23 protein-coding genes are annotated in these 24,107 nt (G+C 70.2%); 8 read left to right on the top strand and 15 right to left on the bottom strand.

Annotated features, from left to right (window positions below):
• Positions 1 to 21 precede the first annotated feature (21 nt).
• Positions 22 to 1,005 carry a Gfo/Idh/MocA family protein gene (locus tag L332_RS22145; RefSeq protein ID WP_021010482.1) on the bottom strand — a complete coding sequence of 328 codons (984 nt, stop codon included), beginning with the start codon at positions 1,003 to 1,005 and terminating at the stop codon, positions 22 to 24.
• A 71-nt stretch (positions 1,006 to 1,076) separates the two neighbouring features.
• On the opposite strand from L332_RS22145, the gene L332_RS22140 reads away from it, so the two are divergent.
• A complete protein-coding gene (locus L332_RS22140) occupies positions 1,077 to 1,328 on the top strand; it encodes a hypothetical protein (RefSeq protein WP_021010481.1) in 252 nt (83 codons plus the stop codon).
• On the opposite strand, the gene L332_RS29425 is transcribed toward L332_RS22140, so the two are convergent.
• Together L332_RS29425 and L332_RS22135 are read right to left on the bottom strand one after the other, a co-directional pair.
• Positions 1,325 to 2,137 carry a hypothetical protein gene (locus L332_RS29425; protein ID WP_021010480.1) on the bottom strand — a complete coding sequence of 271 codons (813 nt, stop codon included), beginning with the start codon at positions 2,135 to 2,137 and terminating at the stop codon, positions 1,325 to 1,327. The genes L332_RS22140 and L332_RS29425 overlap by 4 nt on opposite strands.
• A 5-nt stretch (positions 2,138 to 2,142) precedes the next feature.
• Entirely contained in the window at positions 2,143 to 2,685 is a 543-nt protein-coding gene (locus tag L332_RS22135) for a hypothetical protein (protein WP_144061046.1), read from the bottom strand.
• Positions 2,686 to 3,225: 540 nt separating this feature from the next.
• On the opposite strand from L332_RS22135, the gene L332_RS22130 reads away from it, so the two are divergent.
• Positions 3,226 to 3,417: a hypothetical protein gene (locus L332_RS22130; RefSeq protein ID WP_021010478.1), complete on the top strand. Its 192-nt coding sequence runs from the start codon at positions 3,226 to 3,228 to the stop codon at positions 3,415 to 3,417.
• A 55-nt stretch (positions 3,418 to 3,472) separates the two neighbouring features.
• Here L332_RS22130 and L332_RS22125 read toward each other — a convergent pair whose 3' ends face one another.
• Positions 3,473 to 4,279, bottom strand: coding sequence for a serine hydrolase (locus tag L332_RS22125; protein WP_021010477.1), 807 nt, complete (start codon positions 4,277 to 4,279; stop codon positions 3,473 to 3,475).
• Positions 4,280 to 4,481: 202 nt separating this feature from the next.
• Here L332_RS22125 and L332_RS22120 point away from each other — a divergent pair, with 202 nt between their 5' ends.
• On the top strand, positions 4,482 to 5,615 hold the full coding sequence (locus L332_RS22120; RefSeq protein WP_021010476.1) for an FUSC family protein: 1,134 nt from the start codon (positions 4,482 to 4,484) through the stop codon (positions 5,613 to 5,615).
• Positions 5,616 to 5,756: 141 nt separating this feature from the next.
• On the opposite strand, the gene L332_RS22115 is transcribed toward L332_RS22120, so the two are convergent.
• The 6 genes from L332_RS22115 to L332_RS0115210 all read right to left on the bottom strand — a co-directional run bounded on the left by L332_RS22115 (position 5,757) and on the right by L332_RS0115210 (position 11,611).
• Entirely contained in the window at positions 5,757 to 7,265 is a 1,509-nt protein-coding gene (locus L332_RS22115) for a lipase maturation factor family protein (RefSeq protein ID WP_021010475.1), read from the bottom strand.
• Positions 7,266 to 7,532: 267 nt separating this feature from the next.
• On the bottom strand, positions 7,533 to 7,715 hold the full coding sequence (locus L332_RS22110) for a hypothetical protein (RefSeq protein WP_021010474.1): 183 nt from the start codon (positions 7,713 to 7,715) through the stop codon (positions 7,533 to 7,535).
• A 44-nt stretch (positions 7,716 to 7,759) separates the two neighbouring features.
• A complete protein-coding gene (locus L332_RS22105) occupies positions 7,760 to 9,187 on the bottom strand; it encodes a phytoene desaturase family protein (protein ID WP_021064989.1) in 1,428 nt (475 codons plus the stop codon).
• A gap of 163 nt (positions 9,188 to 9,350) precedes the next feature.
• Positions 9,351 to 9,878 carry an HNH endonuclease family protein gene (locus L332_RS22100; protein WP_158316711.1) on the bottom strand — a complete coding sequence of 176 codons (528 nt, stop codon included), beginning with the start codon at positions 9,876 to 9,878 and terminating at the stop codon, positions 9,351 to 9,353.
• Between the two features lie 379 nt (positions 9,879 to 10,257).
• Complete coding sequence (locus tag L332_RS22095) at positions 10,258 to 10,770, bottom strand: hypothetical protein (RefSeq protein ID WP_021010471.1); 513 nt, start codon at positions 10,768 to 10,770, stop codon at positions 10,258 to 10,260.
• A 91-nt stretch (positions 10,771 to 10,861) separates the two neighbouring features.
• Positions 10,862 to 11,611: a hypothetical protein gene (locus L332_RS0115210; RefSeq protein ID WP_021010470.1), complete on the bottom strand. Its 750-nt coding sequence runs from the start codon at positions 11,609 to 11,611 to the stop codon at positions 10,862 to 10,864.
• Positions 11,612 to 11,735: 124 nt separating this feature from the next.
• Between L332_RS0115210 and L332_RS22090 the strand changes: the two genes are divergently transcribed.
• Positions 11,736 to 12,257 (top strand): hypothetical protein, encoded by a 522-nt coding sequence (locus L332_RS22090; protein WP_021010469.1) that lies wholly within the window; start codon positions 11,736 to 11,738, stop codon positions 12,255 to 12,257.
• A 47-nt stretch (positions 12,258 to 12,304) separates the two neighbouring features.
• Complete coding sequence (locus L332_RS0115205) at positions 12,305 to 12,901, top strand: hypothetical protein (protein WP_021010468.1); 597 nt, start codon at positions 12,305 to 12,307, stop codon at positions 12,899 to 12,901.
• 84 nt (positions 12,902 to 12,985) lie between these two features.
• Here the strand turns inward: L332_RS0115205 and L332_RS0115200 are convergent, their stop codons facing one another.
• The 5 genes from L332_RS0115200 to L332_RS22070 all read right to left on the bottom strand — a co-directional run bounded on the left by L332_RS0115200 (position 12,986) and on the right by L332_RS22070 (position 18,471).
• Positions 12,986 to 14,005, bottom strand: a complete 1,020-nt coding sequence (locus L332_RS0115200) for an ABC transporter substrate-binding protein (RefSeq protein ID WP_021010467.1) — start codon at positions 14,003 to 14,005, stop codon at positions 12,986 to 12,988.
• Positions 14,006 to 14,058: 53 nt separating this feature from the next.
• Positions 14,059 to 15,132, bottom strand: a complete 1,074-nt coding sequence (locus L332_RS22085) for an ABC transporter permease (protein ID WP_158316709.1) — start codon at positions 15,130 to 15,132, stop codon at positions 14,059 to 14,061.
• A gap of 17 nt (positions 15,133 to 15,149) precedes the next feature.
• Positions 15,150 to 15,932: an ATP-binding cassette domain-containing protein gene (locus L332_RS22080; RefSeq protein WP_021010465.1), complete on the bottom strand. Its 783-nt coding sequence runs from the start codon at positions 15,930 to 15,932 to the stop codon at positions 15,150 to 15,152.
• The gene (locus L332_RS22075) at positions 15,929 to 17,425 is read right to left on the bottom strand and encodes a xylulokinase (RefSeq protein ID WP_021010464.1); all 1,497 of its coding nucleotides are present in this window, start codon (positions 17,423 to 17,425) and stop codon (positions 15,929 to 15,931) included. Before L332_RS22075 ends, L332_RS22080 begins: the two co-directional genes overlap by 4 nt.
• Before the next feature lie 89 nt (positions 17,426 to 17,514).
• Positions 17,515 to 18,471: a sugar-binding transcriptional regulator gene (locus L332_RS22070; protein WP_021010463.1), complete on the bottom strand. Its 957-nt coding sequence runs from the start codon at positions 18,469 to 18,471 to the stop codon at positions 17,515 to 17,517.
• Positions 18,472 to 18,585: 114 nt separating this feature from the next.
• Between L332_RS22070 and L332_RS0115195 the strand changes: the two genes are divergently transcribed.
• From L332_RS0115195 to lpdA, 3 genes are read left to right on the top strand one after another with little or no spacing between them, the layout of a single operon-like run.
• Positions 18,586 to 19,830, top strand: a complete 1,245-nt coding sequence (locus tag L332_RS0115195; RefSeq protein ID WP_021010462.1) for a dihydrolipoamide acetyltransferase family protein — start codon at positions 18,586 to 18,588, stop codon at positions 19,828 to 19,830.
• Positions 19,831 to 19,852: 22 nt separating this feature from the next.
• On the top strand, positions 19,853 to 22,321 hold the full coding sequence (locus L332_RS22065) for an alpha-ketoacid dehydrogenase subunit alpha/beta (protein WP_021010461.1): 2,469 nt from the start codon (positions 19,853 to 19,855) through the stop codon (positions 22,319 to 22,321).
• 1 nt (position 22,322) lies between these two features.
• A complete protein-coding gene (lpdA, locus tag L332_RS22060; protein ID WP_021010460.1) occupies positions 22,323 to 23,717 on the top strand; it encodes a dihydrolipoyl dehydrogenase in 1,395 nt (464 codons plus the stop codon).
• The last annotated feature ends 390 nt before the right edge of the window (positions 23,718 to 24,107 follow it).

Genomic DNA, 24,107 nt, shown 5'->3' with positions numbered 1-24,107 from the left:
CGGCGGCTGTGCGCTCCCGCGCTACGCGCCCGAACGCATCCGCTCGGTGATGCCGTCCATGACGCGCATGATCGCGACGGTCTCGTCGAGCGGCATGAGCTCGCTCTCGAGCCGGCCCTCAGCGATGCAGCGCTCGACCTCGGCGGCCTGGAACTGCATGCCTCGCCCGACGAGCTCCGGCTCGAACTCCTCCACCGCGGTCGAGTGCGCGGATGCGTGGCGTCGGCGGTAGCGCGTCCAGGCGTAGAACGCGGGGTCGAGCTCGATGACGCCGTCGGTGCCTGCGATGGTCGCGCGGTTCGAGCCGAGCGTCATCATCGAGAACGTGTGCGTCGAGATGCCGCCGTTCGCGTGCTCGAGGATCGCCGAGCCGCGGTGGTCGACGCCGAAGCCGTCGACGACGCCGGAGGCCTTGATGCGGGTGACCGGCCCCAGGATCGCGTGCGCGAGCGAGACGCAGTAGACGCCGAGGTCGAGCAGTGCGCCGCCGCCGAGCGCCGCTTCGATGAGGCGGCTGCCGGGGGAGAGGTCGAGCATCTGCGAGTGGTCGGCCTGCACGCTCAGCACCTCGCCGAGATCGCCCGCGGCGATGCGCTCGCGGACGGCGACCATGGTCGGCAGGAAGCGCGTCCACATCGCCTCCATCGCGAAGACGCCCTTCGCCCGCGCAGCCTCGACGAGGGCCTGCGCGTCATCGCCGTTCGTCGTGAAGGCCTTCTCGACGAGCACGTGCTTGCCGGCCTCGATCGCGAGGAGCGCGTGCTCCCGGTGGTGCGAGTGCGGCGTGGCGACGTAGATGATGTCGACCTCGGGGTCGTTGACGAGCCCCTCGTAGCCGGCGTGCGCGTTCGGGATGCCGTGCCGCTCGGCGAACTCGCGGGCGCGCTCGCCGTCGCGGCTCCCGACCGCGACGGTGCGCATGCCCGCGGTCGCGAGATCGCGGGCGAAGGCGCCGGCGATGCCTCCGGCGCCGAGGATGCCCCAACCGGGGGAGGAGGTCGTCATGCGGAGACCCTAGTGGGATCTCCCTCGGCGGAGGGAGGCGCTCGCGGATACCGCTCCCTAGCGTGGCCTGCATGAGCGAGAAGCGAGCGGGGATGTTCGGCGCTGGCATCGCGATCGGCCTCGCCGTCGGAGCGGGGATCGGGGTCGCGATGGACAACCTCGCGCTCGGCATCGCGATCGGCATGGGCATCGGCATAGCGTTCGGCGTGGCCTTCGGGGCCAGCCAGGACGACTCGCGCGGCTCCGACGGCGGCGCTGCTGCGCAGCCGGACGACGGCGGCGACAGTGGAGACGGCGGCGCCGGGGGCGGGGGCGGCGACTAGCCTCCGCAGCCAGCGGCCGTCGGGTTCGCCATGCAGTCACCGTTCGTGAGCACCGTGCCGACCTCGAAGATCTTCACGCCGACGCTCGGCGCCGCGACCGGCAGCGTGCCGGGCACGGGGAACCAGCCGCCGCCTGCGTCGACCTCGGCGGTGAAGACGACGGTGAGGGATGCGGTCACATCGTCGCGGGACGCATACGTGTGGCTCGTGGTCGTCTCGGTCCACGACTCCTCGGGGCCTAGCCATGGGCTTCCGGATGCGGTGCTCGTCTCCGACGTCCCGTCCCCGTAGTCGAAGACGTACGAGGTCGGCGTCCACCGCACCTCGATGGGCACGTCGAACAGCTCGCCGCTCATGGTGTGCGTCTCGGCCGTCGCGTAGAAGTTGGTCGGCGTGCCGACGACGCCCCACCCGTCAGGCTCAACCACGAGCTCACCGACGAGCGGGCGGAAAGCAGCGAGGTCGCTCATCGTGATGGGGTCGAAGGACTCAGCGTCCAGTGGCTCCCCCGGCGGAGGAGGGGGTGGCGGGCACTCATCCACGTTCTCGCCCATCGCGACGCATCGGTCGTGGAGCATCTGGAGATAGGCACGCCACGCACGCTCGGCTTCGTCGTTCGGCGCGGCGATGGTCGAGCCCTCGGCTCCTGGCTCGGTCGGGCCGATGCCGGGGTGGATGAGGGAGCCGCTAACGATCACCTGTCCGGTGACTGGGTCGACGTAGCAGGCGCCAGCCATCATCTCCCACTGGTCACAGCCTGGAGGAGGGGCACCCGCGGTCGTCACCACTAGCCCGCTGAGGAGGAGCATCGCGCCTAGCCATCGCATACCGAGAGGTCCTCCGTCAGTACATCTAGCGTCTCCATCAACGGCACCTCGTCGTGCGGGGGAGCAAAGGTTGCCGACCATGCGACCAGTCCGGCTGGTGGCACGCGCGCACCCGTCGCGTCGAGCGTCTCAATCGTGGAGCCGTCTGTGCAGAGCTCAACCGCGATCCTCGACTCGTCAGATGAGATCAACCGGACGTTGGTGATCGTGGGCGTGCCCCTGCTGATGCGGCCTTCGTCGAGCGATTGCTGGATGGACGATGCGAACGAGGCGGCGAGAGTCGAGCTGGCGAACGCCTGAAGTGCGCTTGCGGAGGCGGCGCCATCTGCAAACTGGCGGTCCACGGCGATAAAGAACCGGTCGAACGATGCTTGAGCGCGTCTCACCGCTTCCTCGTCGCTCAGCGTCGACGACGGCGCAGGCGTGGCGGTAGGTGAAGGCGACGGTGTCGCGTCCGGCGGCGAGCATCCCGCGAGTGCTGCTCCCGTCATGACCGCTACGGCGAGCGTTGCGGTGAAGCGTTGAAGCATGCGGGCAGAGTACGCGAGCAGCGTCGGACGCCGACAGTGCTCTCCACAGGCTCACGAGCCGACCCGAGCGACGAGCACTCGCTTATGTCCCCCAACACAAACTCGGCCAAAGAAACATCGCGAATGGACTTGCGCTTCTCGCTCCGACCGTTATACCTTCGTGACCGCGAACTTCCACGCCAAGGTGAAAGGAGGAGCTCGCGATGTTCATCACCGACATGATTCCCGCTGGGACCCTCCTCGCTGGCGGGGTCTGCTAGCGGCGGAGCGCACGGGCCGACGGCTGCCGAGTCCATCACGGACTCGCTCTTGCCAGGCCACAGCAGGCTTCTGAGCCCTGCGTCTCCTCTCTTCACCGCACGCTGACCACGGCGGTTGCACGGCGCCCGGACACCTGCCGGCCGCTCTGCTCCCGCCGCACTCCGCGCATCCGCATTCATCATCCGAGTGCATCGAGCGCGCGATTCCTACGCAATTCACCGTGCGATATCTCGCGCCCATCGACGGGGCGATATCGCCATGCCAGAAAGCAGAACCACCATGTCGAATTCGACGCTGGTGCTGCCGGCTCCGCGCCGGCTCGCACTGAACGCATCGCGCCACCTCGAGCGCTGGGCCCTCAAGCCCCAGCAGCGCGAGGAGCAGCGACGCGAGGCCGAGGCCTACGAGGCGGCGCTCGCCGCTCGTGAGCAGCTCGCCCTCGACGCGCTCGCGCGCACCCTGCTGCGATGACCGCAGCCACGGCGGGGCCGTCCCTTCGGGGTCGGCCCCGCTTCCCGTTGCGCCGCTATGCCTCTGCCAGCCGGCGCAGCTCCGCGCCGATGACGCGCATCGACGTCAGCACCGCATCCGTCGCCGCCGCCTCGTGCTGCCAGCTCGCAAGCGCCGCGTAGGCGAGCGTGCGTCGCGCGCCCACTACGAGCCCGGTGTCGACGCGGACGCCCGCATCGGTGCCCGTCTTGTTGACGAGCCGCGGCAGGTCGGCCCCGTGGCCGTGCGAGAGCGGATCCTTGCCGAACGCCGACGCGACCATGCTCAGGTCGACCGAGTGGCGGAGCCAGCCGAGCACCCGGTCGCTCACCGCGGCCGACCTGAGCGTGCGGGTCGCGAGCCGCGCCATGAGGTCGGCGAGGCCGGTGGCGGATGCGGTCCCGAGGCGAGCGGGATGCTCGAGCCCGCGCCGGTCGCGCACGCGATCGTGCAGCCGCACGCCCTCGATGCCGAGCTCCGCGCGCACGCGCTCGACCGCATCCAGCCCGATCCGCTCGAGCAGCACGTTGGTCGCGAGGTTGTCGCTCACGGCTCCGACAAGCATCGCGGCGTCGCAGGCGCTCAGAGTCGACTGGGCGAGGTGCTGCCACAGCCCAGAGTCGCCCACCGGCTCGGCGCTCGACCGGTCGAGCGCCTCGTCGAGGTCGAGCTCGCCGCGCTCGGCGAGCATCGCGCACGCGACGAGCAGCAGCAGTTTCGGCGCGGAGGCGGCCGACAGCTCGGCGTCCGGCGAGCGGGAGAGGAGCAGCTCACCGGTCGCGACGTCGCGCACGAGCACCGACCAGCGCGCGGCGTCGGTGAGTGGCGGATGCGTCGTGCTCATCGTGGGGGAGTCTACGAAGCGGGGGCTCGTCTCGATACGCCACCTGCGGTGGCTACTCGACGAACGGTTGGCGGTGGCTACTCGACGAACGGGGGCGGTGGCGGCTCGGCGAACGGGTGGCGGTGGCTACTCGACGAACGGGTGGCGGTGGGTAGTGGGCGACCGGTACGCCACTTCCAGCCCGCAGGGCTACCGTGACCGCATGGCCACGCCGTCGTCAGCGTCCGGCGGCGCGCCCGAGAGCCGCAAGGCATCCGTCGCGCCGAAGGCCAAGCGCGCGCTCTACCGATGGCTGCCGCCCGACCGCATCGCGATCGCCGTGCGCACGGCGGTCGCGGCGATGGTCGCGCTCGGCATCGGGTCCGTGCTGCCCGGCGGGCTCTCGGACTACGCCTACGCGGCTCCGCTCGGCGCCTTCATCACCGTCGGCACCACCTTCTTCACGATCGCGCGGGCGGCGCTGCAGCAGGCGCTCGGGCTCGTGCTCGGCGCGGCGCTCGGGCTCGCGATGCTCTGGATCGACATCCCCGCCCTCGCCAAGATCGGCATCATCGGCGCCGTCGGCGTCGTGCTGCAGGGCGCGGCGACGCTCGGCATCGGCGCGAGCGTCGTGCCGGTGGTCGCGGTGCTCGTCATCCTGTTCGGCGGCGCCGACCCCGACGGCTACGCGACCGGCTACGTCGGCCAGTTCACGCTCGGCCTCGTCGTGGGCGTCGTCATCAACGCGCTCGCCCGCCCGCCGCTGCGCGATCGCGAGGCGCACCGGCGCATCAACTCGGCGGTGCTCGATCTCGCCGATCGCTTCGACGAGCTCGCCGAGACGCTCCGCGGCGACTGGCCGCCCGAGCGGGAGGACTGGGCCGCGTGGGGTCCCGAGCTCGAGGGATGGGTGGATGCCCTGGCCGACGACGTGCGCGAGGCTCGCGAGAGCAGGCGGCTGAACCCGCGCGCGAAGCTGCGTCCCCACGACGTCGAGCACGACGAGCAGGCCGTCGCGGCGCTGCGGGCCGTCGTGCACCGCTCGATCGACGTGCTCGACGCACTCGCGGGCGCCGCGTGGGCGCAGCCGGTCGAGGTGAGCATCGACGAGGCCGAGCGGCACCTCGCGGCCGACGCGGTCGAGGCGCTCGCCGCGCACCTGCGAGCGTGGGAGGAGCTCGACGGCGTCGAGCAGGCGTCGGATGCGTCGGGCACGGCGATCGACGCCCTCTACGAGGAGGCGGTCACCCGCGCTCGCCCGGAGTCGGGCCTCGCCGCCGTCGTCTTCGCGCTGCGCGCGATCCGCAGCCGCATCGACCGCGAGGCCGCGTCGCGGCCGCAGGTGCAGAACCCGTAACCCGCGACCTGGTCGCCTTCGGACGAACAGGTAGGTATTGCGCGTGTTGCTCCTCTGCGCCCGCGATTCCAGCGACTCGCCCTATACCTGCAGTCGCGGAGCGGCGCGGCGGGCGAAGCGCAGCGCCGCAGCGATGGCTCACTAGTCGTCGACCGCCGAGCCTTGCATGGGCGCGACGAGCACGGCGCCTCCCTCGCGCATCCACACCTGCCCGGTCGCGCGCTTCTCCTCCCGCGTCGCGAACCGGTAGCGGTAGACGCGCGCCCGCACCCACGCGGGGCGACGCCCGCCGAAGGGGTCGCCCGCGAGCAGCCGCAGGGTCGGCCGGTCGGCTTCCAGCAGGCGCACCAGCAGCGTCCGGAACCACGGTCCGCGCGCCCCGAGCGCGAGGAACCACATGAGCCAGTCGAGCCGCAAGTGGTACGGCGCGAACCAGCCGGGCACGCGCCGCACGTCGCCCGGCTTGCCCTTGAACGCGTACTCGACCCAGTCGTCGTCGCGCGGCTCGGCCTCGAGCGTGCCCTCGATGACGATCTCGTCGCGGTGCTTCGTGACGGTGCCGAAGGCGCCGTAGGCGTTCGCGAGCCGCCATCGGTTGAACGACGCGTTCATGAGCTGGCGGCGCGAGAAGAGGTTGCGCACCGACGGGATCGACAGCCACGCGTAGCCGACGAAGAGGACGATGGTGAGGATGCCGAACCACACGGGCGTCGGCTCGTAGTCGCCCGTCGGCGGCCAGGCGGGCACGAGCCACGCGACCACGCGATCGTCGACGGCCGCGAAGCCGAGCACGATCGTGATCCAGTTGAGCCACGCGAAGTTGCCGGTGATGACGAGCCAGCCCTGCGTGAGGATCATCACCGCCGCCGCGGCGGTCGCGACGGCCGCGAACGCGAGCGAGATGCCCGCCGCCGGTCCCTCGCGACCGATCGCGCCGGCTGCCGTGGCGCCGACGAACGCGACCGCGAGCACCCACGGCGCGATCAGCTGCGCGACGTGGTTGCCGAGCACCTCGAGCTTGTGCCACCAGGCGGGGGCGAGGTGCGCGATGCGGCTGAGCGGGCCCGGCATCGGCTGCGTCTCGTGGTGGTACATGAGCGCGGTGAGGTCGCGCCACTCGCTGCCGCCGCGCAGCTTGATCATGCCCGCGCCGAACTCGAGCCGGAACACGAGCCACACGATGAGCAGGAGCGCGAGCGCCGGGGGAGCGTGGTCGTCGGAGCCGAGGAACGCGACGAGGAACCCCGCTTCGCACAGCAGCAGCTCCCAGCCGAAGCCGTAGAACGTCTGCCCGATCGGCAGGATCGAGAGGTAGACGATCCAGAGCGCGAGGAACGCGAGCATCGGCGCCCACGGCGGCCCCGACTGCAGGAAGCCGGTCACGAGGGCGAGCGCGATCGCGATGCAGACGAGGCAGAGGATGCGCAGCATCCGGTCGGAGTAGTGCCACCGGAAGATGCTGGGGACGCCCTCGAGTCCGCCGGCGGCGATGTAGCGCGGGGCGGGCTGGAGGCCGCGCTCCCCGAGCAGCGCGGGGAACTGGAGCAGCGTCGAGAGGAACGCGATCGCGAAGATCGCGGCGGTGCCGCGCTGCAGCACCTGCCGAGCGAGCTCGGCGTGCGGGGCGTCGAGCCAGCTGAGCCACGCCATGGTTCACCCCCTCCGCTGGTCGAGTAGCCCGGCGCAGCCGGGCGTATCGAGACCACTGTCGTGAGCGGGAGGCGCCGCTACAAGTGGCCGCCGCTCAGAGTCTCGCTGGCGACGCGGGAGTCAGCCCAGTCACCACTCCATCGTGCTCCGAGGCGGCACCGGCACGCCGTGATCGCGGCGCGCTCTCGGTCGGGCACGCGGTGCGGGTGCCGATGCGCTCGCCACGACGGGCGTGACCTCGGCGCTGCGATGCGCCATCGTCGCGGCCTACCAGCGTGCGGTGTCCATCGTGCCGTGGCGCACGGCGAGGCGGATGAGCCAGTAGGTGGCGAGCATCCCGAGGAACGACAGACCGAGACCGATGAGCAGCGCCACGAACACTGAGCCTGCAGCGCCGGCGAGCCAGCCGAAGAGGTCGAACTGCCAGCTGGGAGAGGGGGACGGGTTCACGCTCGTCAATCTAGTGACGGTGGGGGACGCATCCGCCCCGTCGCTCAGCTCGCGTGCACGCCCATCTCCTTGAGTGCCGCGTGCGCCGCGTGCCAGCCGCTCATGCCATGCACGCCGCCGCCCGGCGGCACCGACGACGAGCACAGGAAGATCCGGCCCGGCATCGGCACCCGGTGGGGGTTCGCGAGCACCGGCCGCGCGAGCTGCTGCGTGCCGGCGAGCGTGCCACCGCCGATCGAACCGCCGACGAGGTTCGGGTTCCACAGCTCGAGCGCCGCGGGCGTCATCGGCCGCCGCTCAAGGATCCGGTCGCGGAAGCCGGGGGCGAAGCGCTCGATCTGCGCCTCGATGGCGTCGGATGCGTCACCCGGCCACCCGTGCGGCACGTGCGCGTAGGCCCACAGCGTGTGCCGCCCGGCGGGCGCGCGCTCGGGGTCGGCGACGCTCGGCTGCGTCGCGAGCACGAACGGGCGCTCGGGCATGCGGCCGCGCGCGACCTCGCGCTCGGCGTGCGCGATCTCGGCGAGCGTGCCGCTCAGGTGCACGGTGCCGGCGCGACCGACCCGCTCGTCCTCCCACGGCACCGGTCCGTCGAGCAGCACGTCGAGCTTCGAGACCGCGGGGCCGTACTTCCAGCGCTCCATCCGCTTCGCGTAGAGCCCCTCGATCCGGCCGTGCGCGACGCGCAGCAGCTGCCGCGGCGTGAGGTCGAGCAGCACGAGGTCGGCCGGCGGCAGCTCGCGCAGGTCGGTCACGTCGACGCCGGTCTCGATCCGGCCGCCGTGCGCCTCGACGACGCGACCCAGGGCATCCGCGATCGACTGCGACCCGCCCTTCGCGAACGGCCATCCCGCCGAGTGCCCGACGCCGCCGAACGCGACCCCGAACGCGCTCGTGAGCGGATGCCCGAGCGGCAGCGTCGCGTGCGTCACCGAGCCGGCGAACAGCGCTTGCGCCGCGCCGGAGCGGAAGACCGTGCGGGCGAGCAGCGTCGCCGGCCACGCGCCGCGCAGCCCGAAGCGCGCGAGCAGCACCGGGTCCTTCGGCCACCGCAGCAGCGGCCCGAGGATGGCCTCGGCGGTCGCGTTCGGGTCCTCGGTCGCCGGGGCGTGCATCCGCAGCCACGCCTTCGCGTCGACGCCGAGCTCGCGCGCGGTCTGCTCCGCGTCGCGGTGCAGGATCGCCGCGCGGCCCCCCGGCAGCGGATGCGCCATCGGGTAGTCGGCGTGCACCCACTCGAGCCCGTGCTGCTCGAGCCCGAGCGAGCGGAAGGCCGGGCTCGTGACGCCGAACGGGTGCCCCGATGCGCCGGGATCGATGATCGCCTGGTCGCCGAACGCCGGCATCGACGCGCTGGCGCCGCCGATCCTCTCGGCGCGCTCGAGCACGGTCACCTCGAGTCCCGCGCGCGCGAGCACGGCGGCGGCGGTGAGGCCGTTCGGCCCCGCGCCCACGACGACAGCGCTGGTCATGCGGCCTCCCGAGATCGTGGCGGGCGGATGCGTCGGCCCGGCCGGGCACGCAGCAAGCCTTGCGCGGGCACCTTACGCCCGCAACCCGCATGCCGCCTCAGCCCGCCACCCGGCCCGACCGCTGGTCGAGTAGCCCGCGAAGCGCGCGTATCGAGACCAAGCCTCAGCCGCACGCCTCCAGCACGTCGACGAGCATCCGCTTGTCCTCGCTCGCGACCGCCAGCGCGTAGTCGTGCGCGATCTGCGTGTAGCGACCCGCGTACTCGCACCAGAAGCCCGGATCCTCCGGCATCCAGTCGCCCGGTCCACGATCGCCCTTGGCCGAGTTCGTCGGGCCGTCGACCGCGAGCAGCGTCGCCGGATCGTTCGCGAATACGACGCGCTCCTCGTAGCTCCACGCCCACGCGCCCCCGCGGTGCGCGGCCGAGAGGCTGATGATGTGGTCGATCTGCACGGCTTGGCTGTCGCCGCCGATGCGATCGTGCGCGAACTCGAGCGTGGCGCCCGTGTACGGCTCGACGCGGAGCGTGCCGGTCAGCACCGTGCACTCGTCGGCTGCGAGCGCCTCGCCCTCGAGGTCGCGCTGCAGGATGTCCTGCCGAGTCGAGCATCCGTTGCGATCGACGTCGACCCATCCGTCACCGAAGTCGGCGCGCCGGTACGGCGGGATCGCGACTCGTTCGTCGATCACCTCGAGCGTCGCGGCGATCGCCCGCAGCTCGCCCTGCGCGTCCGGCGTCGTCGGCGTCGGGGACGCCGCAGGGGCCGGCGCGATCGAGGGAGCGGGCCGCGCGCTCTCTCGAACCGGCGGTTCCCCGGTGATCGCGCCAGCCGCGCTGCACCCGCCCAGGAGCACCGCCCCGATGAGCGCCGCAAACGCGCCGACGTGCGCCCGAGCCGACCGCGAGCGCACGACTCGAGGTGCTGGCGGCATGGAGGTCTCCGTTCGAGGGCGCCGTCGAGCCGCTGGGAGGCTCGGGGCTGCCCGATCCCGCCATCGTATGGACGTGCGCCAACCGCTCGGCGCACGCGACGCGGCCTGTCGCCGGGGCGCTGCGCTCAGCCCGGCGCTACGCGAACCGCTCCCGCACCGTCTCGTGGCTGATCCGCTGCACCTCGGCGATCTGATGCTCGGCCCGCCGCACGAGGTCGTCGAGCAGCGCCCGATCGAACCGCGAGTCCGAGGCCGACAGCTCGATGAGCGCCTGCCACATCGAGAGCTTGCCGCGCACCGCGCCGGTGAGGAAGTCGAGCTCGAGCTGCGTCATCGAGCTGCGCCGCATGCGCAGCAGGTTGACCGGGTTGACGCTCCCGCCCGCGCGCAGCAGCAGCGTGAGCGCGCGCTTCCAGCCCTTCGGCCGGTAGTCGAGCTGCTGGATGATCTTCGCGAGATCCCGCCGGTCGCGGTCGACCTCCTCGGCGAGCGCGACGAGCACCTGCTCGTGCGGCGTGCCCTCGAAGGTCTTCGCCGCCGCGCGGAACGCCTTCACGCCGCCCTCCGAGGCGAGCAGGTGCTCGTTCAGGTAGGTCGAGAGGTTGCCGTGGGCGTCGGCGGATGCGTCGGGTCGCGCTGCGTCGTTCATGGTCGCCTCCGGTCGCGGTGCACGTGCTGTCCGCGCTCCAGCGTCCCGCGGAACCCTGGACGCCGCGTGAGCGCGGCACGAGTCCTACTGCTCAGTCGATCGTCAGGCTCCAGTCGCCCACCGCCTCGACGACGACGAGGGATGGTCCGGAGCCGAGTCGCGCCGGCTCCCCAGAGACCGCCGACTCGTTGAAGAGCAGCGACGTCGACGTCGCATCCGCGTCTCCCGTCAGCTCCGTGATGAGGATGGGTTCATCGCCGCCGTGCATCGCGGTCATCGTCGCGGGCTCGCCCTCGTGGAGGAAGACGGCGTCGCCCGTGCCTGCGCTCGTGAACCCGGGCGCGGAGGCGATCGGCGAGATGGTGAGGTTCCACGAGGCGCCGTCGTCGGCGGTCACGCGCAGGGCGACTGCGTCGCTCGAGTCGTAGCCGAACGCGGTGTGGCCGCTGTAGGCGCCGACGGTGCTCACCGCGTAGTCGACGTCGGTCATCCGGTCGAAGCGATCCACCACGACGACGTTGAAGTCGTCGTCGCCACGATAGGTCGCCGAGATGATCCCGGCGTGCGCGGGCAGCTCGACGGCCGCATCCCCTCGTCCGTGCACGGTGACCGGCTCGAACGTCGGGAAGGTCCGCTCCGCCCACGCGACCGCCGCGGCGCTCGCGGCGACATCGGACCGGGCGGGCGCGTCGGCGCGGATGAGCGCGCCGTTGCCGACGCCCGTGATGAGGCCGAGCGCCGCGCCGAGGCCGAGAGCGAGCGCCCAGACTGCGAGCGGCCCGGGTCCGGGGCGAGCGGCGTTCAGGTCGCGCCACTGCTCGCGAATGCCGGCTCGTGCCACGCAGACCCTCCTCGATCGTTCCGACCGCCCTTGAGGCCGCCTCTCCCTTCGCACTCTAGAGCGATGCCCGCGCACGTCGGTGCCGGAAGCGCCACGACCGGCACGGATGCGGCACGCTTTCCCCATGCATGCATCCGGCAGCCCTGCACCCCGTTCGGACGTCCCGCTCATCGTCGCCGGCTGGGTCGCGATCATCGCGCCGCTGGTCGCGATCGCGCTCAAGGCTCCGACCGGCGGTTGGCTGCTCGTCGGGATGGTCTTCTCGTTCCCGATCTGGCTGCTCGGCTACGCGGCCGTCATCATCGCCGCGGTCAGCATGCTGCGACGGCTAGGGGCGCTGCGCGCACCCGGCCACCGTACGCGCGCGATCATCTGGGCGTGGCTCACCTCGGTGGGCGTCATGGTGGTCGGCTTCACGGTGGTCGACGGCGGCGACACGAGCGAGTCGGTCGCATCGACGCTCGGCCTCGTCGTCGGCCAGACGGGGAGCGGCTCGCCCGTGAACGACATCTCGAACGGCGTCGCCGCGCTCGCCGCGATCGCCTGGCTCGGCGGCTGGCTCGCGCTCGTCGTCGAGTGGATGATCGCCGTCGCGCGCCGCCGAGCGGAGGCGCCGCGCGTCGCCCCGCCGGTCATCGGTAGGTAGCTTCCGCCGCGGCGCGCCTGCCCAGCCGCCGTCGATACGGTTGAGGGATGCCAGAGCTCGCCAACGGGAAGTACGTCTCGCAAGCCGACGCGATCCGCCAGTGGTGGCCCGCCGCGCGCGACGCGCTTATCGAGACCGCCGGCGAGTACGGGGCGTGGCTGTCGTTCGAGGCGCTGAGCGGTCGTGTGCAGGCCCGCACCGGCATCACGACGAACCAGCCGCCGGAGGAGTGGATCCCGCGCGTGCTCGGCGCGGTGGCGACGGATGCGGAGCGGCGCGGAGAGCCCCGGCTCACGTCGCTGTGCGTCACGGCCGAGCGCCGCGTCGCGGAGGACTACGCCGGAGTGCCGGCCGGGACCGATGCGCCCACGCGCGAACGCGTCGCCGCTGCCGATCGGCTCGAGTGCTACCGCGCCTTCGGCGCGACCATGCCGGACGACGGCGGCGCCCCGACGCTGCTCGCTCCACTGCCGGCGAGCACCGCTCGCCCTGCGCGCGCCGAGCGTCCGGCTCGCACGCGCGCGGCCGCGCCGAAGGCAGCATCCGCGCCGAGCGGCATGCGCGAGACCACCTGCCCGCACTGCTTCATGGTGGTGCCGGTCGCACCGACCTGCCGCGACTGCGGCGAGCCGCTTGCGCTCTGACCCAACGCTGGAGCGTAGCCGGCGCGGAAGAAGTGATGGGGCCGGCACAGCTGCAGCTGGGCCGGCCCCACGGGCTCCCAGTCTCTACGCCTGGCACTCCGGGATGTAGAAGTACTTCGAGACCTCCGGGTCGTCGGCGTTCTCCGTCGTGGCGATGATGTTCTCGAGCACCCGCGGTGTCTCGATAGCGGACTCATCTCCGGTCAGCGCAGCGTATGCGTACTGCACCGCGAGCTGTCCCTCCTGGATGAAGTCCTGGACCACGAGGATGTTGATGTTTCCCGAGCGCAGCTGCTCGACGGTGCCCGGCTCCGCGTCGTAGCCCGCCACGACGATGTCGGCGCCGGCGTTCGCGACGGCGTTGGCCGCGCCCGTCGCTGAGTTGCCGTTCACTCCGAAGACGCCGGCCAAGTCGTCGTGGGCGAGCATGAGCGACTGGACCTGGCTCTCAGCGGTAGCGACGACCGAGCGGGAGTACTCCGGCTCGAGCAGGGTCACGTTCGGGAACTGCTCCTCCATCACCGCGCGGAAGCCGTCCACGCGTGCGATGTCGGTCGTCGCGCCAGGGACGCCCGAGATGATGGCGACCGTGCCCTCGCCGCCGATCGCCTCTCCGAGCGCCTGGGCAGCCGCGCCTCCGCCCTGCTCGTTGTCCGACATGATCTCGGCCGTGAGACCACTCGTGTCCTCGAGCCCCGTGTCGACGGTGATGACCGGGATATCGGCCGAGAGGAACTGATCGACTGCGGGGCGCAGCGCTGACGAATCCGACGGCACGAGCAGCAGCGCATCCGGCGAGGTGGCAAGCAGCGACTGCACCACGGGCAGCTGCTGCGCGGGATCCCATGCGTTCGCGCCTTGGAAATCGACCGTGACACCGAGCTCCTCCGCCGCCTGCAGTGCCCCGCAATACATCGTCTGGTACGCCGGATGTGTGGTCATGCCCGGCACGAGAGCAATTGTGAAGTCCTCGCCTGTTGCTGGCGCGTCCGCGCCCTCGGAGGGTTCGGTTGCAGTCGCGCCCGAGCAGGCGACGGTTGCAAGGAGGACGAAGGCCGACGATGCCAGGCCGATCGCCGTCCTCGAATTGTGCTTCTTCAGCATGGTTGTTCCCTTCCCTTGGAGCGCCGTCGCTCCGTGGCCGATGCGGGTGATCGCTAGGAGCGCTCGCCCGAGTACTTGATCCGGATTTGGTCGCCGTAGACGGCCGCGACGGTGATGATGCCGATGGCGATCGTCTGCCAGAACGAGGCGACGCCCGCAATGATGAGTCCGATCTGCAAGGCGGCCATGATGAGCGCGCCGACCATCGTGCCGAGGATCGAGCCGCGCCCACCCATCAGGCTGGCGCCGCCGATGACCGCCGCAGCGATCGAGGACAGCTCCATGCCGGTCCCTGCCATGGTGCTCGCGCTCACGAATCTGGAGGTGAGTAGGAACCCAGCCACCGCCGCGAGGAACCCCGCAAACACGTACACGCGGACGATGTGCCAGTCGACCCCGATGCCTACGCGCCGAGCGGCGCCTTGGTTGCTGCCTACGGCGAACGTTCGTAGGCCGAAGCGGGTCTGAGAGAGCGCGACTCCTGCGACGACCGCAACCAGGATCGTGACGAGCACGGGGACGGTGAACCATCCGCCCAGCGGGGTATTGCCGATCGAGCCGAGCTGCGGGGGCAGCCCGACGATTTCTGCGCCGCCGGAGATCAAGTTCATGCTTCCTGTCGCGACGCTCAGCATGCCCAGCGTCACGATGAAGGGAGTGATCCGCAGCTTGGTGATGATGAGCCCGTTGATGAGACCTGCGAGCGAGCCGATCCCCAGCGACGTCACGAGGCCGACGAGGATCGCGATCGATGGGTCAGCGCCTCCAGCAGCCAGCTCCCGCATGACCACCGCGCCGATGACCGCGGAGCACGCCATCACCGCCCCGACCGAGAGGTCGATGCCTCCGGTGATGATCACGAAGGTCTGCCCGATGGCCAGGAGCGCGACCACGGTGGCGGTCTGCGACAGCGCCATCCAACTCGCTTTGGAGATGAAGTTCGGGGCGACCAGGCCGATGACGACCACGATGAGGAGCAGGACGAGTACTCGGGCTACGTCGCCGTCACCTTTTCCGAGAAACGCTCCGAAGCCTTGCAGCGGAGTCCTGGGACGTCGGGTTCGATCGAGCTCCGCGTCGTCCAACGTCGTCATCATGGTGGTCTCGACGGGCTGCTTACGTCCCATCAATAGGCGCTTTGCGCTCATCGCTCGCTCTCCAGTGCTGCGCCGGTGATCCACCGGATCATCGACTCGACACCCTCGATCGCTGGATCGAGTTCCGCGACGATGCGGCCGCGGTACATGACGAGCACGCGATCGCACAGTTCTCTCACCTGCGGGAGGTTGTGGCTGATGAGGATGACCGGCACGTCACGATCCGCGACGTGCCGCACGAGCTCGCCCACGCGGTGCTGCTGCTCAACGCCCAGTGCGGCGGTCGGCTCGTCCATCAGGACGAGCTTCGATCCGCGCGCGGTGGCGCGAGCAACGGCGATCGCCTGACGTTGCCCACCCGAGAGAGCGCTCGTCCGGGCGTCGACGGAACCGATCCGTATCCGCGTCGTCCGCAACTCTTCTTCGGCGCTCGCGATCATCGCTTTCTTGTCGAGGAATCCCAGTGCGCCGAGCAGCCCCGGCCTGCGCTGCTCTCGGCCGAGGTGCAGGTTCGCCCAGATGGGCAGGTCGAGGGCGAGCGCTAGATCCTGGTACACGGTCTCGATGCCGAGATCTCGCGCGTGCGACGGGCTGGAGAGCGAGACGGGCTCGCCTTCAAACTCCACCGCGCCTTCCGTGGGGGTCGTCGCTCCCGAGAGCACTCCGATCAGCGTCGACTTGCCGGCTCCGTTGTCGCCGACGAGGCCGACCACTTCGCCGCGTCGCACCTCCATGTCGACGCCTCGCAGCGCCTGGACGTGGCCGTAGTGCTTGGTGACGCCGGTGACGCGAAGCACTACGTCCGCGGTCGACGGGTCAATGGTCGTCACGCGGACGTCACCTCCGAGATTGGCGGGGTGTCGAGCGACACCATGGGTTGAGCACCGCAACCGGCGGCGGTCGCCGCAACCCTGCGGTAGGCAGCCGCGCGGACGGGATCAGGCTCGACTCGACCTCGGATCCGTGCGCCACTGTCGAAATCGACGGGTTGCCCTGCAGCGATGGCACCGACGAGCGCCGCCCCGAGCGGTGAGTGATCAACGTCGGCAGAGAGCACGACGGGCAGCCCCGATGCGTCGGCGATCGCGCGATGCCAGACGGCGAATCTGCTACCGCCGCCTGAGAGGACGATCTCCTTCACGGGCGAACGCGCTGGCGTGGCCAGCACCGATTGAGCCAGAGAGAGTGCCACGCCATCGACGACGGCCCGCATCAGGTGCGCAGGTCGGTGATGGAAACCCAGCCCTAGGAATGCGCCCTGCGGGCGGCCGTCCACCACCGGGGTCCGGAGACCTCCCAGGTGAGGGTTCGCGGTCAAGCCTTCTGAGCCCGGCAGGATCGCGTCTGCGGCCTCGAGCAGCTCGCCCTCAGACGCCAGGCCCTGTAACAGGTCTTCAGCTAGCCACCTCGTCGCGAGGCCCGCAGCGAGCACCACGCCCATCGCCATGCGGCTCCCGGGATGAGCTCCGGCGATCACGTGATGTGTGCGGCTGAGCGTGGCGATGCTGCGCGTTCCTAACTCCAACGGCACGACTGCCGTGCCGCTCGAGCTGATGGATATCGCCGCTCGCTCGGGGCGGTCGAGTCCGAGCGCTATCGCGGCCATCGCCTGATCGCCGCCGCCGGCGGCGACTGGCGTCCCTGGGCGCAGGCCAGTGGCGTCAGCCGCGCGTCGGGTTACCTCGCCCGCGACGCTTTGCGTCGCCATCATCGGAGGCAGCTGCTCGCGGCTCACGCCGGCTAGCGCGAGCAGTTCGGGCACCGGCTGCTCGTCCACAATCGAGAAGAGCAGGGTGGCGCACGCATCGGTCGGCTCGAGGGCGAGGGCGCCGGTCAATCGGAAGCGGATCCAGTCCTTCGGCTGCAGGACGCTTGAGGCGGCGGCGAGGGCGGCGGGCTCATGCTTCGAGAGCCATGTGAGACTCAGACCAGCCAGGCCCGAGGCAATCGGCATCCCGCACCGCGAGGTGACTTGCGCGTCGCCCACTGCGGTTCGCCAGAGCTCGGCCTCGGCACGCGTGCGCGCGTCCGGCCAGATGATGGCTGGCCGGACCGGGAGGCCGCGCTCGTCCAGGAGCACGATCCCGTGCATCTGGCCGCTCAGGCCGATGCTCGAGGGGAGCGCGCCACCCCGTACGAGCACTTCGCGCACGGCATCGACGGTTGCGCTCCACCACAGCTCCGGGTCCTGCTCTGCCCAGCCGGGATGCGGCCGGTCGATCCCGTAGGCGACCTGCGAGGCGGCGGTGACCTCGCCCGACTCACTCAGAAGGACGCACTTCACGCTGGACGTGCCCAGGTCGATGCCGAGGTGCACGGTCACTGGTCACCTCCATCGGTGCCGGTCGGTCGGGCGCAAGCCCGCGTGGCTCAGATGATGCACGGCGAAGCGCTCAAAGCGCAACATGGTGCTCATTTGAGCAGCTGATCAGCCGTCTCGGAATCAGTGATCAACGTGGAGATTGCGTTCGTTCGCAACGCGGCGCGGATTGCCCCGACCTTGCCGGACCCCGCGGCGACCGCGACCGTCTCGGGGACGCCGCGCAACTCATCGAGCGACATGCCGACGACGCGTTGCGCGATCTCGGGGCGGATGACTTCGCCATGCGCGTCGACCGGGATCCCGCAGACGTCGGCGGCGACGCCGGCCTCACGCAGGGCCGCCCGATCGTGGTGGGGCAGCTCGTTGAAGAGGGCGGAGTTAGCCGGGTCCCAGGCACCGATGCCGAACATCGCGATCGTCACCCGGGGGAATCTGCTCACCACCTCGGCGAGTGAAGCGTCGTTGCGCAGGTCGCTGGCCATCTCGGCGCTGCCGACGACGAATGGGGCGTGGAGCGGATACGCTCGGCCGCCTGTCCGCAGGGCCACTCGGCGCACGATCTCGGCGCCGCTGAGCATGCGGTCCGCCGACCGGGTACCCCCGACGATCTGCACGACGTCTGCGCCGGTGGCTTCCGCGCGGAACGCGGCCGTCATCGCGGTCAAGCTCGCACCCCATGCGATGCCGAGCAGGTCCTCCGGTCCGAGGATCGCCGCGAGGTGCTCCGCGGCCGACTGTCCGATCGCCGCCGCAATCGATTCCGCATCGAGATCGTCGCTGCGGACGACGACCGCTCGTCGCAGGTTCCAGCGTGCCGCGAGCCGATCCGCGAGCTCGAGGTCATCTGCGGTCGGGAGCTGGATGGAGATGTGTACGAGTCCTTCCGCCCGAGCGAGGTCGAGCAGGCGCGCGACCTTGAAGCGCGAGAGGCCGAGCTCGTCCGCGATCTCGCTCTTGGTCTTGTCGTGTAGGTAGAACCGGCGCGCTACTCGGGCGGCCTCCACCAACGTGCCCTGGAGTCGCAACGACCGAGCCCGGTCTGCCATCAGCTCTCCTCGCCTTTACCGGCTTTGCGCCGATGTGTATGCTCCCGGGGCGCTCATTGGTGCTCACGGTGCTCAAATGAGCGTAGCGCAAAGAGAGCTGGGCGGGGGAGCCACATGGCCACGGAGATACGCATACCTACTACGGGGAACGCGGGCGAAGACGCGGTGCTCGTCGAGTGGCACGTCGATGTGGGCGGCTCGACCCGCGAGGGCGAGCCCGTGCTGACGATCGAGACGGCGAAGTCGACGCTCGAGGTTGTGGCGCCTGTGGACGGCACCGTCCTCGAGCAGCGCGCGAAGCCCGGCGATGACGTCGCGGAGTTCTCGGTTGTGGGGCTTATCGGGGAACCGGGGGAGGCGACTCACCCCGCCGAGACCCACACGCACGAACTGTCCGCGGAAGCTCGAGCCCATGGGCGGTCGCTCCCCCCTGAGTCGACCATGGGCGGCGAGGAACCGGCGGAGCCTTCACCGGAGCCGCCCGTACCGGCACCGGACGCCGCGCGGCCCGCGCGGATCGCCGCATCACCCCGCGCGAGGCGCGTCGCGAGTGCGCTCGGCGTCGACCTGACAGAGGTCGACGGCAGCGGACCGCTCGGGAGAATCCTTGCCGGAGACGTCGAGCGGGCAGCGGTCGACGCGACGACCGCGACCGACGCTCCACCGGTGCAGAGTGTGGTCATCCAGCCGAGTGCCGTCGTCCCGGTGAGAGGCGTTCGCAAGGTCACAGCCCAGCGCATGCACGCATCGCTTTCGGAGGCGGCGCAGGTCACGCTGACCCGCTACGCGAACGCTGACTCGATGTTGCAGTGGCTGGATCGGATTCGAACGAGTCCTGGGGCCGCATCCGCTCCGCGGGTGACCCTCAACGATCTCCTGCTCTACGCCACCGCGCGCGCCGTCGTCGGGCACCCCGTGCTGAACTCGCGGTTCGACTGGGATGGCATTCGGCAATTCGACCGGGTGAACCTCGGCTTCGCGGTCGACACGGAGCGGGGCCTCTTCGTGCCGGTGATCCGCGACGCGCATCGACTCAAGCTCGGTGAGCTAGCGAGCCAGGTGCACGCGGCGATCGAGCGAGCACGCGGAGGCCGGTTGCAGCCCGACGAGATGGCCGAGGGCACCTTCACCGTTTCGAACCTCGGAGGGCTCGGCGTGCACTGGTTCACGCCCGTCCTGAATGCGCCGCAGAACGGCATCCTCGGGATCGGGGCCGCACATCGGGACGGCGACGGTCGCATGCTGCTGCCGCTGTCTCTCACCTTCGATCATCGTGCGCTCGACGGCGGCGCCGCCGCTCGCGCGCTCGCCGACATCGCAACCGCGATCGAGCACGTCGACGTGCTCGACGCCTTCTGAGCCGACCCGAGACGAGGACACCATGGTCAAGGAACTGCCAATCGATCCCGACGACATCCGGCGGTCCGGGGAGCTCAAGCTGGGATCGATACCGGTCAACGCATACGAAGCGCCTCTCGCAGAGGAGCGGCGGCGGTATGGCGATGCCGCGCTCGAGCGGATCGGTCGAGACATGCTGCTGGTGCGTGAGTTCGAGCTCATGCTGAACTCGATCAAGCGCGAGGGCGCGTACCTGGGCGTGGCCTACAACCACCTCGGTCCGGCGCACCTCTCGATCGGACAGGAGGCGCAAGCGGTCGGGCAGGCCTTCACGCTCGACCCCCGCGACAAGGTGTTCGGCAGCCACCGCAGCCACGGTGAGGTGGTCGCCAAGGGACTCTCCGCGATCGCGAAGGCGGAGCCCAACGCGCTCCGCGAGGACCTCACCCGTTGGGCCGGTGGCGAGACATGGCGAGTGGTCCGCGATCTCCTAGAGGACGATGATCCGCAGCAGCTCGCGATCAACTACCTCATGTACGGCATGGCGGCCGAAACCTTCGGGCGCCGAACCGGCTTCAACCGAGGTCTGGGCGGCAGCATGCACGCATTCTTCCCGCCGCTCGGCATCTACCCGAACAATGCAATCGTCGGTGGATCGGCACCGCTCGCAACGGGAGCCGCCCTCTACAACCGCCTCCGCAACGAGGACGGGCTCGTGGTTGCCAGCATCGGGGATGCATCCACGGGAACCGGACCGGTCTGGGAGTCGTTCAACTTCGCTTCCATGGGGCAGTTGCGGGGGCTGATGGACGAAGCGCACAGCGGCGGGTTGCCGGTGATCTTCTTCATCGTCAACAACTTCTACGGGATGGGCGGCCAACCCATCGGCGAGACGATGGGATTCGAGCGCGTCGCGAGGATCGGCGCCGGCGTCAATCCCGAGCGGATGCACGCGCAATCCATCGACGGCAACGACCCGTTTGCCGTGATCGACGCCATGCGTCAGGCTCGCGAGCATATCGAGGCCGGCACAGGACCCGTACTGATCGACTGCCAGACATACCGGCTCTCGGGACACTCACCCAGCGACGCGAGCTCGTACCGCACCAAGGAAGAGCTCGACCGCTGGGCAGCCGCAGACCCCATCGAGCGATACTTCGGCAGGCTCGTCGACGAGGGCGTCGTGGACGGCGATCGGCAGAGCGCGCTGAAGGCCTGGGCCGAGCAGACGGTGCGAGCTGCGCTCGAGGTCGCCATCGACGACCGCGTCTCGCCTCGTATGCGACTGCGAGATGAACCCGAGGTCATGGCAGGACTGACGTTCAACAGCACGTCCGCCGATCCTGCGGAGGCATCCGCAGGGGAGACCTCGGTTGCGGAGGCCGACCTTCCGCACCTGCAGGCGATCCGCAAGAAGTCTCGCATCGGCGTGGCGGACGGTGCGCCGATGCCGGGATCCAAGGCGGTCACCTTCCGCGACGCCATCTTCGAGGCGATCGTCCACACCACCGCGGCGGACGATCGCATCGCGCTCTGGGGCGAGGAGAACCGGGATTGGGGCGGCTCCTTCGGGGTCTACCGCGGGCTGACCGAGTTCCTGCCCCGCCACCGCCTGTTCAACAGTCCGATCTCGGAAGCCGCCATCATCGGAGCGGGCGTCGGGTTCGCGCTGGCCGGAGGGCGACCACTCGTCGAGTTGATGTATGCCGACTTCATCGGTCGCGCGGGAGACGAGCTCTTCAACCAGATGGCGAAGTGGCAACCGATGTCGGGGGGACTCGTGCAACTGCCGATGGTCGTGCGCATCTCGGTTGGCGCGAAGTACGGTGCGCAGCACTCCCAAGACTGGTCGTCGATGGCGACGACCGTGCCCGGACTGAAGGTGCTCTTCCCGGCGACTGCCAGGGACGCGAAGGGCTTGCTGATCTCCGCGCTGCGGGGGAACGATCCAGTGCTCTTCTTCGAGAGCCAGCGGCTCTACGACCAGCCTGAAGTCGTGCATCCCGAGGGCGTTCCCGTTGATGCGCTGCCGACGCCCATCGGCGTCCCGAATCTCGTCCGTCGCGGTGACGACCTGACCATCCTCACCGTTGGCGCAACGCTCTATCGCGCGCTCGAAGCCGCAAAGCGCCTGCACGAGCAATACGGCATCGAGGCGGAGCTCATCGACGCACGATCGTTGGTCCCGTTCGAGTACGACATGCTGCTCGAGTCCGTCCGAAAGACGGGCAGGCTGCTGTGCGCCTCGGACGCGAATCTACGAGGTTCCTGGCTGCATACGGTCGCCACGACGGTCACAGCCGAGGCCTTCGACGACCTGGACGGCCCCGTCACGGTGCTGGGTGCTCGCAACTGGATCGCACCGCCGGCCGAGCTCGAGTGGGAGTACTTCGTCACGGCGGACGACATCCTCGACGCGGTGCACGAGCGCATCCTGCCGCTGTCGGGTCATGTCATGCAGCCCGGCCGCGGCGGTTGGGCCGTGCCGTCGGATTCGGCGCTGGGACTCTGACGTGGAGCGCTTCGACGTCGTGGTGCTCGGGGCTGGTCCAGGAGGATACACAGCGGCGATCCGAGCGGCGCAGCTCGGACGCTCGGTCGCCATCGTGGAGCCTTCCATGTGGGGAGGGGTATGTCTCAACATCGGGTGCATCCCGACGAAGGCGCTGCTCCGCCATGCCGAGATCGCCGATCTCGTCACCGTGCACCGCGATCGCTTCGGCCTGCGCGGTGAGATGACCGTTGACTATGGGGTGGCTTTCGCTCGCAGCCGAGAGGTCGCGGATGGCCGGGTGAAGGGCGTCCACTACTTGATGCGGAAGCACGGCATCGTGGAACTGCACGGCAAGGGCCGCTTTCGCGACGCACGGACGATCGACGTGGTGCTCAACGATGGCGGCCGTCGCGCGCTGCGCTTCGGCGACGCGATCGTCGCGACCGGCGCGACGCCGGCGATGCTGACCGGCATCAATCGGTCCGACCGCGTCGTCACCTACGAGGCGCTCATCATGCGCGACGCTCCGCCGCCATCGATCGTCATCGTGGGCGGAGGTGCCATCGGAGTGGAGTTCGCGACCCTCCTCTCCTCGTTCGGCACGTCCGTCACCCTTGTCGAGGCGCAACCTCGGCTGTTGCCGAATGAGGATGCGGAAGTCGCGATCGCGCTCGAGAAGGCCCTGTCGGCCCGAGGAGTGACGATCGTGACCGGCGCGACTGTGCAAGAGATCGCGGATGGCCGGGATGGAACTTCGGTCGTCGTCGACCACGACGGCCTGTCCCGGACCATCGCAGCCGACACCGTCCTGGTGGCGATCGGCTTCCGGCCGAACAGTGCGGCGCTTGGTCTCGACGCCGTGGGCGTGCAATGCACGCCGCGCGGCGCGATCGAGATCGACGACTCCATGCGAACGAGCGCGTCAAACGTCTGGGCGATCGGCGACGTCACCGCCAAGCTGCAGCTCGCCCACGTCGCAGAAGCCCAAGGCATGGTGGCAGCCGAGTCCATCGCGTCCGCCCCCACGACACCTATCACCGACTACCGAATACTGCCGCGCGCAGTATTCAGCACCCCACAGGTGGCGAGCTTCGGGCTCACGGAGGAGCAGGCCCGAACCGAGGTGGGAGCCATCGTTGTCTCGCGCTTCCCCCTTGCCGCCAGCGGCCGCGCCCACGCGCTCGGCGCTCCAGAGGGGTTCGTCAAGCTGATCGCCGAACCGCAGCACGGTGAGCTGCTCGGCGCCCATCTTGTCGGTGCGGAAGTCTCGGAGCTGTTGCCCGAGCTGACGCTGGCCGCGCAGTACGAGATCTCGGCTGCGGAGATCGCGCGGAACGTGCATGTCCACCCGTCGATGAGCGAGGCCGTCCTCGAGGCGGCGCACGGAGTCCTCGGTCAGCCGATCAATCTCTGAGTTTGGCGCCGAGCTCGGTCCTCAGGCGGCGCGAGCGGTTCGAGCCGGCCCAGCGCGGCTCGCCCGGCCCGCAGCGAGCGACCTGCTCGTACGCCGGTGACTATGCCCACGACGGTGTCTGCAGCCGAGACGCGAACGGAGCCGTACGGCCCGCCCGCGCTGCGTCATGGTCACGCCGGTCGCGGCGACGTGCCGCGACCGCGGCAGGGAGCTCGCAACCTGACGGAGGAGTCAAGAGGTAGCAGCGCCCGCCTCTGCGACGGAGTCGTCTGCGCGCCAGAATCGCCGCGGACGCCGACCGCGCCATGACTTGCCTACTGAAGCCGCTCACGAGGGCGGCATCGAGCCTGCTGCGGGAAACGCGCACACGCGGCGATCGGAGATCGTCGC

The organism is Agrococcus pavilionensis RW1 (assembly GCF_000400485.1).
GTDB classification, from domain to species: Bacteria; Actinomycetota; Actinomycetes; order Actinomycetales; family Microbacteriaceae; genus Agrococcus; species Agrococcus pavilionensis.
The sequence above is the reverse complement of the archived record's forward strand: the minus strand, read 5'-3'. Positions and strand labels throughout refer to the sequence as shown.